This is a genomic window from Streptomyces peucetius (assembly GCF_025854275.1).
GTDB classification, from domain to species: domain Bacteria; phylum Actinomycetota; class Actinomycetes; order Streptomycetales; family Streptomycetaceae; genus Streptomyces; species Streptomyces peucetius_A.
The window spans coordinates 3,843,164-3,855,167 of record NZ_CP107567.1; the positions used below are offsets into that span (position 1 = coordinate 3,843,164).

Sequence of the window (12,004 nt, forward strand, 5' to 3'; positions counted from 1 at the left end):
CCCTGGTTCCTGGTTTTCCGGGCTGGACAGCCGTGCGGCCGGCGGCACAGCCGCCGACCGCACGGAAACAGCACTGCTGCGGGCGTGTGTCAGCAGCCCCACTTGATGCTGGCAACGACGCTCAGCGAAACGATGGTCTGCGGCGAGGGGGCCTCGTCCGGGGTGACCTCGTCCGCCATCTCGTTGACGTCCGCGTAGGTGTCGAAACCGGCGGCCAGCTCAATGTCGTTCATATCCTTCTCCCTTAATCGTTGAAGGTACGTAACCAAGCCACAAGGGAAAGGATCCGAATTCACCGGCGTCTTCCCTGCGACCTCCAGAAAGCTAGTTCGACTCGAAAGGGCTGGGCAAGATCCTCTCGTTGAAAGGTTGTTCGGCGGGCCACCGGACATCAAACCCCCGCAGCGCACATCAAAACTCGGCGGCAAAAAAGGGCGGAGAGGAAAGATTGCGCGCCGGATCCAGAGGGTCGATGCCGGCCTCCAGCAGAGCCTGGCCTACAACCGCCGACCGGTTCGGGTGCGGGCCGTCGGCTTCGGTGGCATGTTCGGTGACGTACCGGATCAGACCTACGGCAAGCACCCGCGACCTGTGCTCTCCGAAGCTGGTGTTGCGCATGCCCGGCCTCGAGTCGTCCGGCTCCCAGGCCACGGCGACGCCAGGAGCGAGAGGCCGGGTGAGGGGGGAGGTGTCGGCGCCCAGGGCGGCCCCCTCCAACGCTTCCACCAGGCCCGGCAGTACGTGTTGGTCCCCGCTCTCCAGGTAGACCACGACGCCGTCGCGCCGGGGCAGGGCGTGGGCGGACGAGGCAGCCTTGGCGCGATAGGGAACACCGAGATCCTCCAGGCACCGCAGCGCCCTGCCCCAGGCGTCGAGAGCGGCGCCGGGTGTTTCGACATGCAGGTACACCCGGAGGATCGCATCCTGACGGGTCAACGGCAGTGAGCCGTCAACCAGGAAAAATCCCGGGGAGAGCGACGGGCGGGCCGCAGCGACGAGTACGTCCGCCTCTTCTTCGTGCGCTCCTCGCCCCTCTGCGTGAGTGGCGCCGGCGACGCGTGCCCGAGGGACGGTGACCCGCTCACGGGGAACACGGACACGTATCCCCGAGAGGCCGACGACCAGCCCCCCATCTCCTCGGTCGTTCAGGACGGACCCTCGATGGCGGGTGCGCTCATGGGGGACGCCCCGGGCAAGCCCTGCTTCCAGATCGCGGGCGCCGGACAGGTTGTGTGCCGTTGCCGGCTCCGTCGCCGGCCGACCGACGTGGGCCACTGCGTACAGGGCGGTGGCGAGCTGACCCGTGAGAGCTCGCGGGGAGTCGGCGGTCACCGTCCTTCCCCGCACGGTCGCGGACAGGCAGTCGGGCCGAACGTGTACTTCGGACAGCACCGCTTCGAGCCGAGTGGACAGGACGTCCGGGGTTGTCTCCTTCATGCTGGGGCCTCCGTCAGTCCGAGGGTGACAAGAAAGGCCCCCGGAGTGAGCAGAGCCTTCCTCCCGATGCCTGCCATCGCACGAGGGAGGGCGGCAAGACGAGGCGCCGTGCGCGCGCCGGCCAGCAATCGGTCGAGCAGATGCCAGCCGGCGAAAGCAGCAACCCGCTCGGCCAAGTGGCTGTCACCGGTCGGCCGGGTATCGCGGTAGCCGTTCCAGAAAGCGGTGATCCGTGGGCGGACGCTCCCGATTCCGTCCGTCAGCTGGGCCAGCATGCGTGCATGGGACGGAGGCTCCGGCGCTGCCCCGTCACTCGTGGCCGCATCCAGCAAAGCGCGATGCAGCAGATCTCCGACCACGCCTCCGAGGTCGCGAGCCGCGTCGCCGGCCTGGAACTCCTCGAAGTCGGTGAGGTACACCGCACCGTCAGCGATCAGGAACTGGTCGAGCCGCAGATCACAGTGCGCGGCAACCCGATCCGCGAGCCGTTCCCGGTCCAGGAGTCGGCGCAGAGCCTGCCCCAAAGTGACATCGTTCTGCAGAAGGCTCCACGCCTGCAGTTCTGCTGCGGACGAGGTCTCGAAGAGGGAGATGGGGAGGGCTTCGAGTAGTTCCTCGGAAGGAAGGAGAGGGCTGGCTCCTTCGTCGTGCACGATCTCTTCAACCGGGAGGTTGTGCAGTAGCCCGACCGTGTGCCCCAGGGAATACGCCAGGTCGGACGTGAGCCGGTCCTCGCGCACCGCCTGTGCCGCGGACCTCGCTTCGTCCACGCAGGCGAAGACCAGCACGCGTGCTTCGGTATCGGCGGCGAGAAGCCGAGGAGAGAGCAACTCGGCAGACGCGCCACTTCTCAGTATCCGGTCGAAAGTGACGCACTGTCGGATCCGCGCGGCCGATGCTTCGGCCGGCCCCTCGAGTCTCTTGACGAAAACGCGCTCCCCGGTGCCGGTGGTGCCGATCCAGTTGTGGTTACGGCCGGGTAACTTCCTGACGTTTGCCTGCCCGGCCAGAGACCCGAACCCCGTGCGGGTCAGAAGGTCCTGCACTTCGGAGTACTCATTGAGGGTGTCCGTGGTCCCGTCCGTCACGGTTTCGCCCTCCCGGCGACCGAGCGGCTGATCAAGCGGGCCGCCTCTCCCGGTTGGTCGGCGGCGGCATAGATCCGCCTTGCCAGCACCGGTTCGCCTTTTCGCAGCCGCAGCAGCAGCGGCTCTTCGAGGTCGATGACAAAGCTGGTCGCACTGCCGACGGTGCAGGCCACTGCGCCGTCCTCGCCCTGGACCCTGCGCAGTCCGTACCCGTGGGTGGAACCGTGCGCGACGCGTACAGACCCGAGCGCCTCAACCGGAATCGTCAACTCACGGAATGGTCCGGTGCGTAGGCGCAGGTTCCTGCTGTCCAGCAGGTGAGGTGAGCGGGCGGTCATCGCGCAGAAGCCCAGCGAGAGAACGAGGGAGAACACCATCCACAGGAGATGGATCGCCCGACCGGCCGGCGGAAGCATCGCGTCGATGACGAACCCGGTGACCAGGTCGGTCCCGGCGAAGGCCCAGACGATCATCCGTACGTCCGAAGAATGGGGGATCGGCAGCCGTCCCTCGGGCAGGGTCATGGGTCTGCGAGCCGACCAGTCCCCCAAATCGCGCAGCATGGCGCCCGTCCATTGTTTCCAGGACCGGCGGGGCGCCGATCCCGCTTCGACGGACTCAGGACCGGTGTGGTCATGCATTTCTCAGGCTCCTTCCGAGCCAGAAACCGGACGCTATGCAGGCCCCGGCCACAAAGGTGAGTGCTGCTGCTTTCGGCTTGCTGCCGACCAGTCCGGCCACGCCGGCCATTCCGGTGGCTCCCGCGAATCCCGCGAGGGCAGGCAGGATCACCTTCAGATGATCCGGGTTGCGTATTCCGTGAGAGGTGGCCTTTGGCGAGTCGAGGGGGTGGGGCATGTTCGTATGCGCAGCGACCGGTTCAGGAAGAACTCCCGAGGTACGGAGGCCAGAAGTCTCGGAAGCGCGTAAGGCGGCATCGGTTTCCTTCCAGTACCTCCTCCAGAAGACGACATCGCCCTCGCACGCCCCGACGTAGGCCAGCGTCACCTCCAGGCTGGGGAGGCTGAGCCCCCGGGCTGCCTCCGACAGAGTCGTCCCCGAATAGTTGGCGCGGCTCGCCAGTTCGCGATACGAAGGGTTGCCCACCGAGCTTCGGAGCGCTCTGAGCTCGTACGCGAAGCTCTGCAGTGGTCCCTCGGAAGGATCTATATGCGTCTCTGGGCGTCCCATCTCGGTCAATTCCCCGTTTCCTTTTCGCGTTGCCATCTCAGCTCCACGAGCACACATCAGGCCAGCCTCGCTCGTGTTTGTCACAAGCCCTGCCGGTAGCACTCGTAAAAGAGGCTGATCTTTGGTCGTGAAAGCGGTGATCGCTCTCAGATCCAGCCGTGCTCGCGCGCCATACGTGCCGCGGCGTGACGGTTCTCCGCCCCGAGCTTGCTCACGGCTGACGACATGTGGTTGCGGACGGTTCCCGCCGACAGCCCGACACGCTCGGCGATCTCCGCGATCGAGGAGCCGTCCGCCGCAAGGGCCAACAAGTCGCCTTCGCGTGGGGTGAGCGGGCTGTCCCCTGCGCTGATGGCCTCTGCTGCCAGCTCTGATGAGATGTAACGCTTGCCGGCGTGGACCGTCCGGATGATGTCCGCCAGATCATGAGCCGACACCGTCTTGGGCAGGAACCCGCGGACACCGATCTCCAGGGCCCGCTTCAAGTACCCCGGCCGTCCATGGCTGGTGATGATCATTGTTCGGCAGTGCTGCAGTTCGTCACGGAGCTCCTCGGCGACGGCGAGGCCGTCGAGCCCTGGCATCTGCAAATCCAGGACCGCGACATCAGGTTGGAGCGCTCGCGCCATGGCCAGGGCCTCTGTGCCCGTAGATGCCTGGGCCACCACGGTCAGATCCCCGGTGAGCCCGAGCAGGGCTGCCAGAGCGCCTGTGATGAGCTGCTCGTCGTCGGCGAGCAGGACCCGGATCCGTCTTTCATCGGTCACGACGGCATCGTCTCCAGTGCCTGGGAAGGCTCCAGGGGAAGACGGACGCACAGGGCGAATCGTCCATCGCTCCTGGGACCTGCCTCCACAGTGCCGCCCAATGCGGCCAGGCGCTCGGTAAGGCCGACAATCCCGCCGCCCCCCTTCGGTGTGCACCCTCGGTCGACTCCGTCGTTCTCGATGGTCAGGACGACGGTCCTGTTGTCCTGAACGGACAGCGTGATGGCGCACCACCGCGCCTCGCTGTGCCGCAACACGTTGGTCGTCCCTTCACGGACCGCCCAGGCCAATGCCGACTGTCGCTCGTCCTCGAGCTCTGCCCGGCCCTCGACGCGGCAGTTGACGCCTGCCGCTCGCAGTACCGATCGGGCGCCTTCGATCTCCGTCAGCAGATCCGCCGTGCGATAGCCCCGGACAACCGCTCGTACCTCGTCCTGGGACTCCTGGGCGATGCGCTGTACATCCGCCATCTGAGCCGCGGCCTGCCCGGCTTGACCCTGCTGGTTCAGTGCCACTGCCAGTTCGCTCTTCAACGCCATGACCGTCAGATTGCGCCCCAGTACGTCGTGCAAGTCCCGTGCGAACCTCAGCCTCTCTTCGGCCACCGCCAGTCGGGCCTGAACTTCACGGGTACGTCTCAACTCACGCACCACGCCGAGCGTCCAGCCGGAGAACCAGTGAGCACAGCAGAACGCCACACCCGCGACAAGGCCCACCACGCCTGCTTCGGCGATCACCCCACCCGGTGTGTCCAGTGCACCGGCTGCCAGTGCACCGCAAGCCGCGAGCCCGGTCAGCAGCGCCAGAGCCGCGCTCAGTGGCCAGGCCATGACCAACGGTCCGGCCAGGAACGTCAGTGCACCGCCGGCCATCAACTCGACCGCGTCCGCGTCGAGTAGCGGGGGCCGAGGGTACAGCGCGAGCGGTACCACCATTGCCGCAAGACTCGATGCCGCAGCGAACGCGACCCTCAACCGATGCCGTGAACCGTGAGGCGCAGGAGGGGCCAGTCCGGCGCGCAGCAGCTCCACGCACGCCACGGTCTGCAACAGTCCCAGAGCCGTCAGCGGCCAGGTCAACGATCGGCCGTTGGCCATCGGCGGCGCGGACACCAGCCAGATGATCAGCAGGATTGGTTCCAGCAACACAAGCAAGTACAACGAGAGGTGCGTGTACAGCTCGATCCGCTCTTGACCTCTGTGGTGCTCGCGCAGAACCGGAGGCACGCGGTTCCCCTCCCCCCGCCAAGGAAGTCCTTGCCCCCCATTCAAGCATTCGCAGCCGAACCATATTGATCATTTTCTGGGGTCCCAGCGGAACAACCGCGCCGCGGCCCAGACGGCGATGGCCGTCCAGAGCACGGCACCTCCGAGATGAGGCAGCCCCGCGTTCCACGTACCGTCATCCGCACCGAGCCACCCGATCCGTACGGTCTCCATGACCGGGGTGAGCGGCAGCAAGCGGCAGATATCGGCAAGCCTCTCGGGCATGGCGGCGAGGGGCATGACCAAACCGGAACCAGCGACGGAGGCCAACAGCAGCGGCATCGTGGTCAGCTGCGCCATCTCCACCGTGCGGGTCAGCGCGGACGACAGGGCGGCCAGGGCCGCCACCAGCACCGTTCCCAGAAGCACTCCGACTGCCAGCAACAGCGGATCGGCAGGTGCTCGCACATGCAGAACCGTCATGCCGACACCGATCACGATCGCGCACTGTACGAGTGCCACCACCACCGCGGGCAGCGCCGTCCCGGCCAGGACCTCGCCGTCCGCGAGCTGCCCTGTACGCAACCGCTTGAGGACCAGTCCCTCACGGCGGGCCACATAGGCGCTGACCAGAGTGGAGTAGACGACGAAGAGCAGGACCATGCCGATCGTGCCCGTCGCAAGCACCGGTGCGGCCTCGAGCTTGTCTCCGTTCGTGGTACTGAACGACGACGGCGTGACGGAATGCATGAGCCACAGCGAGCCGAGCGGCAGTGCGAGCGCGGAGGTGAGAGCCGTCCTGTTCCGGACCAGCATCATCATTTCGGCTCGCCCCAAGGCCACCATCCTGCCGCCCCGTCCAGCCAGCGCGGACTGGGTACGCACCATCACGCCACGCTCCCGACCGGAGCGTCACTGCGCCCTTCTGCCACCGCCAGAAAGGCCTCCTCGAGCGACGCCGAGCGTGCGTCCAACCGTTCCAACGCGACGCCTGTCTCGGCCGCCCACGCGAGCAGCCGGGTGAGCGTCGCCTGCAGACTGCCGGTCTCGATCGTCACATGCCTTCCCCGAGCCACCGGCTGCCCGGCTCCGGGCAGTGCCGGGACCGACTCCGGTGACTGACCGTCCGGAAGCTCGAAACAGATCCGCGAAGGATGCGCGGCCACCAATTCCGCGGACGTCCCCTCCGCGACCACCCGCCCTTCCTTCATAATGGCCAGCCGGTCGGCGAGTTCCGCGGCTTCCTCCAGGTAGTGCGTCGTCAGCAGCACCGTTGTCCCCTCGTCTCGCAGATCTCGCACGAGCTGCCATGTGTCGCGGCGTCCTTCTGGATCCATCCCTGTGGTCGGCTCGTCCAGGAACAGCACATCGGGGCGTCCGATCAACGCCAACCCCAGATCCAGCCGCCGGCTTTCCCCACCGGACAGTTGCTTGACCCGCACGTTCCGACGATGCGCAAGCCGGACTTTTTCCAGTACCTCCGCCACAGGTTGCGCCCCCTGGGTGCAACTGGCCCAGAATCGCGCGACCTCCGCGACCGTCAAATCACCGGGGAATCCACCGGACTGCAACATCATCCCGGTCCGGGGGCGCACCTGTGCCCGCTGCCGATAGGGGTCATGCCCAAGGACTCGCACCTGCCCGCCGTGCGGAAGTGCCAGCCCCTCCAACAGCTCGACAGTCGATGTCTTGCCGGCTCCGTTGGTTCCCAACAGAGCGAAGAGTTCCCCCCTGCGCACCTGGAGGCTCACTCCCCGTACCGCTTCGTGCTCCGTACGCCCGCGAGTCCCGTATCTCCTGCGCAATTCCTGGGCATCAATCACGACCTCATCGGTTTGTTGTTCTGGAGCACGAGCTGTCATGCGGCCAGTCTTCTGTCGCGAGACGTGCACCGGCAGTGCCGTGTGTCATCGATCTTCATGACAGCCCCACAGGGGAGCCATGGCATTTGTCACGCCTGGCATGTTGCACGGCAAACCGTTGTGACCACGATCGAGGTCGACGGCACCGCCCAGGTTGCCCGCCCAGTCGAACCGGCAGCGGGCGGTTCAAGCAGCTCACTGCTCCGACGCCACCACTCGCCATGAATGCCCTCTGAGCTGGGATAACAGCCAGACCTCTAGTAGTACTTCGTTAGGTTGATTTGATCTCGGGCTGTGGGGTTGGGCATGCTGTCCTGATGGAGCTGGGGGAGATCGAGGAACTCCGTGGTGAGTTGGCGGCGTTCGTGGCTGAGGTGTTCGTGTCGGTGCCGCGCCGGGATCAGCGGGCGAATGAACTTTCCCGTGATGCTGGACACTCGTTGCTTACGCTGCGAGGGTGTGTTCTTGCTCGTGTCGCTGTCGGATCTCCAGCGGGGTGAGGTACCCCCAGGCCGGATGCTTCCGCAGTCGTCTGCGGTTGTAGAAGGTCTCGATCTCGATGAAGGCGAAGATCTCCGCGCGGCAGCGGTCCGGTCGGGCCAGTGGCGGGTGCCGATCTCCGCTTTCAGCAGCGCGAAGAAGCTCTCGGCGGCGGCATTGTCGTAGCACGAGCCGGTTCGGCCCATGCTCTGCCGTAGCCCGAGCCGGCGTACTTCCCGGCGGAGTTCGTCAGCGGTGTACTCCGCTCCGCGGTCCGAGTGCACGATGCAGCCGGGCTGGAGGTCGCCGCGGCCGGCGGCCATCGTCAGTGCGTCGACCACCAGGGAGGCACGGTGGTGGTCAGCCATCGAGTAGCCGACGATCTCGCGGGTCGCCAGGTCCAGCCAGGTCGCCAGATACAGCCAGCCCTCGTCGGTGGGGATGTACGTCACCGACCAGTTTCCGGCCCGGGGCGCCGGCCGTGAAGTCGCGTCCGATCAGGTCCGCGGCAGGTGCCGCCTTTTTCGCGGGGCGGGTCAGGGACCGGCGCTTGCGCCGGGTGACGCCGGTGATGTCGCGCTCACGCATGATCCGCTCCACTCGCTTGCGGTTGACCCGCCGGTCCAGCCTGCGCAACTCGGCATGGATACGCGGCACCCCGTAGGTGCACCGGGAGGCGATGTGCACGGCGGTGATCTCCTGGGCGTCAGCTCGCCCGGCGCCCCCTGCCCGCGGTCGACCTGGTCCTGCTTGACCCAGTTCCGCAGCCCCTCGGCGCTGACTCCGATCTCCCGGGCCACCTCAGTGACGGTCCTGCCGGAGGACCGGACCAGCGCGACCGCGTCGCGCTTGAACTCCTCCGTGTACCGCCTGCTGCGGTTGCTCTTGCTTCCCACCTGGCACTACTTCCTCTGGAACCTCACGTCCCAGTCTCCAGGTGTCCAACATCAAGAAGAAGCTTCAGAAGGGCGACTGCTACCTGCGGGGATTGATGCTGGACGGTCGCAGGAAGTCGATCCAGCCGATGGCCGAGCGGCTGCCGGACGGTGACATGCAAACTCTGCAGCAGTTCGTGAATCAGTCGCCGTGGGACCACGTGGCGGTGCTGCGCGCGGTGGCCGTCAAGACGGTTCCGGTCGTAGATCCTGAGGTGTGGGTGATCGACGACCAGTTGCAGTTTTGGTTGCATTCACCCCCGTCCGGCGCCGTCCACCGCCTGTCCGGCGAACCGCTCCGTCGCAGGTCAGAACGCCCGCGAGCATTGCCGAACCCCCAGACGAACATTTGGAAAGTGTGTTGGGGGCAACCACTCACGGGTTCGAATCTCGGATCCACCGCAGTCGCCTGACCAGGCGAAACGAGGAACCGGACCGCTTCTCGCGGTCCGGTTCTTCGGCATGCTGTGGTCGCATCTCGGGTTACGTATATATCGCCTCAATTACGAGTATTTCAGCGCACTTGAGAGCGACACCGCCCGAGAGATGGCGACGCCTGCAGGGAGGAACCCCTTCGGTTCTGCACCCACGACCCCGGCGAAGGCACCATGCTTGAGCTCGGCGCCGGAGCGGCTTCGGTGCTGGCAGGCGCGACCTCGGACGAGTTGCGCGCCATTCTGGTGGCCCTCGAGATCAAGCCACCCGGCACCAAACAGCAGCGACTGGCGGCCCTGGTGGAACACCACAGCGACCCGGAAACCGTCGCCAAAGTGGTGGCACGGGCGCCCGCGATCACACAGAAGCTGCTTACCCACCGAGCGGAGGCCACGGCAGGGCAGCGGCAGTTCATCATGTTCGGGTCACCCGGCCCCGACCTCGAACCCGGCGCGCGATGGGCACTCGACCGGGGACTCCTGATCGTGGACCGGCACCGGTACGGCACCGGACGCATGCCTGTCGAAGTCGCGCTGGCACTGCGCGGGCCGGACTGGCACGCTCCGTTCGACCCCTTCCGCCTCCCGTGCAGTTGGTGGCCACCGACTCCGCCGAGGTGGAGCGGGAGGCCGCAGCCGCAGCCACGGCGTTCGCCGCCCACGCCGCGTCCGTCCTCTCCGCTTGTTCCGCGTCTCCGCCGGCCAGGCTCAAGTCCGGCGGTATCGGCGCCCGCGAACTGACCCGGATCGGCAAGGCCGCCCAGACCGACGACGCCGTGGTACGCCTCACTCTGGAGACCGCGAACGCCGCCGGCCTGCTGGGCCGGGACAGCGACCGCGTGGCCCCCACCGGCGAATACGACGCCTGGGCGGAACAGGAACCCGCCGAACGGCTCGCCGTACTGCTCCAGGCATGGCACCGCCTGGCGCTCACTCCCACCCAGGCCCGTGACGAGGACAACAAGGCGCTCCCCGCCCTCGCGGGAGCACCTCCCTGCAGCGGTTGCCTGCAGGCCCGGCACGGGCTGCTCCACGCGGCGGCGCAGCTTCCGGCGGGGCACGGCGTCGCCATCGCCTCAGACCTGGGGCCGCTGGTGGCCTGGTATCGCCCGCTCGCCGACTCGTCGCCCCAGGACGTGGCACCGTTCGCCACCCTGATCCGCGAGGCTGAGCTGCTCGGCGTACTCGCTCGTGACGCGCTGTCTCCCCTCGGTACCGCTCTGATGGAAGACGACGCGGCGGGACTGGCCGCCGTGTGCCGACGGCTCCTGCCCACGGCCACCCGGACAGCACGAATCGGCGCGGACCTCACCGCCGTCGTCACTGGCCCCCCGTCGGCGCCACTCGCAGCGCTGCTGGATTCCGTCGCCCACCGCGAGACCAGCGGCACGGCCTCGGTGTGGCGGTTCAGTACCGGCAGCGTCCGCCGAGCCCTGGACGCGGGACACTCACCGGACGACCTCACCGCCGACCTGGCCGCCGTCGCCTCCCGGCCGCTGCCCCAGCCCCTGTCCTATCTCATCGCCGACACCGCCCGCGGTCACGGCCGCGTGCGCGTGGCTCCCGCCGCCTGTGTCATCCACGGTGAGGAGCCGGCGCTCCTCACCGAGCTCGCCGCCCACCGCAAGCTCACCGAACTCGGCCTGCGGCAGCTCGCACCCACGGTGCTGATCAGCCGCAGCCCGCTCGGGGCGACTCTCGCCGCGCTCCGTGCCGAGGGCTACGCCCCCGTCGCCGAGACCGCCGACGGAACCGTACACATCGGGAAGAAACGACCGCAGAGGGCCCCCGCCCCCGTGCCGACCCCCCGACAAGCCAGCACAGACGCCGACCGCCGCAAGGCGGTCCGCCACGCCGCGGCGACACCGACGACCGTCGACCCGAACGCCCTGGCCGCCCGTCTCCCGCAGCAACGACGTGGGAATCGACCTGGTGGGCGCTGACAGGCAGCCTGTGGCCGAGCGGTTGCTCTTCCTCGGCTCGGTCAAGTGGCTGGAGAATTCCGCGTTCGACAGCCACGATCTGGCCGCGCTGCAGAAGCACCGGGCCGCGATCACCGACGAGCCCGTACCGCTCGTGGCGGTCTCCCGCAATGGGATCAGTTGTTCCGGTCTTCAGGCGGCGTACGGCCCCGAGCAACTGATCAGTGCCTGGCGCAGGACCTGAGTTCCAGCGCTTGCGGTTCTGGTTGCGTTCGCCTCCGTCCGCAGCTGCCCGGGCGGAGGAAGCCAGACCGCTCCACCGCAGGTCAGGATGGGTACGGCCCTCCCCGGGCCCGTTCGTATCCTCCGCCGGTGCCTCACCGGGCACGATGTCGAAGGGCCCCACCGCTTGCGGTGGGGCCCTTCGACGTTCCGGCGTCCGGCCGGGCCGGGCCGGAAAGGCACCGGCCGTCGCAGTCGCCCTACGGGGTGGTGAGAACGTCAGGTCGCTCCGGCTCGCAGCACGGCCCGTCGGCGTAGCACGCGGCGGGAGCCCGGCGGGCGGGATCGTGTCATGTCGGCCTGATACGGCAAAACCGCATGGTTCCGGCCAACCATCCACAGGCTGTGGGTCCGCAGACAACCGACAGGGCCGTCCGTCCCCTCTCACAGGCGGAAGACAG

Annotated in this window: 12 protein-coding genes and 3 pseudogenes; 3 read left to right on the plus strand and 12 right to left on the minus strand. The window is 67.5% G+C overall.

Features of this window, described 5'->3' with window-relative positions; translation table 11 throughout:
* Positions 1–89: 89 nt before the first annotated feature.
* From OGH68_RS17590 to OGH68_RS36455, 12 genes and pseudogenes are all read right to left on the minus strand, one after another.
* Entirely contained in the window at positions 90–233 is a 144-nt protein-coding gene (locus tag OGH68_RS17590) for a hypothetical protein (protein WP_264245111.1), read from the minus strand.
* Between the two features lie 178 nt (positions 234–411).
* Complete coding sequence (locus OGH68_RS17595) at positions 412–1,437, minus strand: T3SS effector HopA1 family protein (protein WP_264245113.1); 1,026 nt, start codon at positions 1,435–1,437, stop codon at positions 412–414.
* Positions 1,434–2,525 (minus strand): class V lanthionine synthetase subunit LxmK, encoded by a 1,092-nt coding sequence (gene lxmK / locus OGH68_RS17600; RefSeq protein ID WP_264245114.1) that lies wholly within the window; start codon positions 2,523–2,525, stop codon positions 1,434–1,436. Before lxmK ends, OGH68_RS17595 begins: the two co-directional genes overlap by 4 nt.
* Positions 2,522–3,166 carry a hypothetical protein gene (locus OGH68_RS17605; protein ID WP_264245116.1) on the minus strand — a complete coding sequence of 215 codons (645 nt, stop codon included), beginning with the start codon at positions 3,164–3,166 and terminating at the stop codon, positions 2,522–2,524. Before OGH68_RS17605 ends, lxmK begins: the two co-directional genes overlap by 4 nt.
* Positions 3,159–3,716 carry an XRE family transcriptional regulator gene (locus tag OGH68_RS17610; RefSeq protein ID WP_264250133.1) on the minus strand — a complete coding sequence of 186 codons (558 nt, stop codon included), beginning with the start codon at positions 3,714–3,716 and terminating at the stop codon, positions 3,159–3,161. The genes OGH68_RS17605 and OGH68_RS17610 overlap by 8 nt, the downstream gene beginning before the upstream one ends.
* Before the next feature lie 146 nt (positions 3,717–3,862).
* The gene (locus tag OGH68_RS17615) at positions 3,863–4,483 is read right to left on the minus strand and encodes a response regulator transcription factor (protein ID WP_264245118.1); all 621 of its coding nucleotides are present in this window, start codon (positions 4,481–4,483) and stop codon (positions 3,863–3,865) included.
* The gene (locus OGH68_RS17620) at positions 4,480–5,709 is read right to left on the minus strand and encodes a sensor histidine kinase (protein WP_264245120.1); all 1,230 of its coding nucleotides are present in this window, start codon (positions 5,707–5,709) and stop codon (positions 4,480–4,482) included. Before OGH68_RS17620 ends, OGH68_RS17615 begins: the two co-directional genes overlap by 4 nt.
* A 69-nt stretch (positions 5,710–5,778) precedes the next feature.
* Positions 5,779–6,534, minus strand: a complete 756-nt coding sequence (locus OGH68_RS17625) for an ABC transporter permease (protein WP_264250134.1) — start codon at positions 6,532–6,534, stop codon at positions 5,779–5,781.
* Between the two features lie 41 nt (positions 6,535–6,575).
* Positions 6,576–7,550, minus strand: coding sequence for an ABC transporter ATP-binding protein (locus OGH68_RS17630; RefSeq protein ID WP_264245121.1), 975 nt, complete (start codon positions 7,548–7,550; stop codon positions 6,576–6,578).
* 257 nt (positions 7,551–7,807) lie between these two features.
* The gene (locus OGH68_RS36445; protein WP_413470996.1) at positions 7,808–8,482 is read right to left on the minus strand and encodes a DDE-type integrase/transposase/recombinase; all 675 of its coding nucleotides are present in this window, start codon (positions 8,480–8,482) and stop codon (positions 7,808–7,810) included.
* Positions 8,391–8,789, minus strand: coding sequence for an IS3 family transposase (locus OGH68_RS36450; RefSeq protein ID WP_413471114.1), 399 nt, complete (start codon positions 8,787–8,789; stop codon positions 8,391–8,393). The genes OGH68_RS36445 and OGH68_RS36450 overlap by 92 nt, the downstream gene beginning before the upstream one ends.
* Positions 8,762–8,926 (minus strand): annotated as a pseudogene (locus OGH68_RS36455) (transposase); the annotation flags it as partial. The pseudogene OGH68_RS36455 and the gene OGH68_RS36450, both read right to left, overlap by 28 nt.
* 41 nt (positions 8,927–8,967) lie before the next feature.
* Between OGH68_RS36455 and OGH68_RS17640 the strand changes: the two are divergent.
* The 3 genes and pseudogenes from OGH68_RS17640 to OGH68_RS17650 all read left to right on the plus strand — a co-directional run.
* Positions 8,968–9,198 (plus strand): annotated as a pseudogene (locus tag OGH68_RS17640) (transposase); the annotation flags it as partial.
* Positions 9,199–10,622: 1,424 nt separating this feature from the next.
* Complete coding sequence (locus tag OGH68_RS17645; RefSeq protein WP_264250136.1) at positions 10,623–11,342, plus strand: helicase-associated domain-containing protein; 720 nt, start codon at positions 10,623–10,625, stop codon at positions 11,340–11,342.
* Positions 11,302–11,565, plus strand: a pseudogene (locus OGH68_RS17650) (ATP-binding protein); the annotation flags it as partial. The gene OGH68_RS17645 and the pseudogene OGH68_RS17650, both read left to right, overlap by 41 nt.
* Positions 11,566–12,004: the final 439 nt, after the last annotated feature.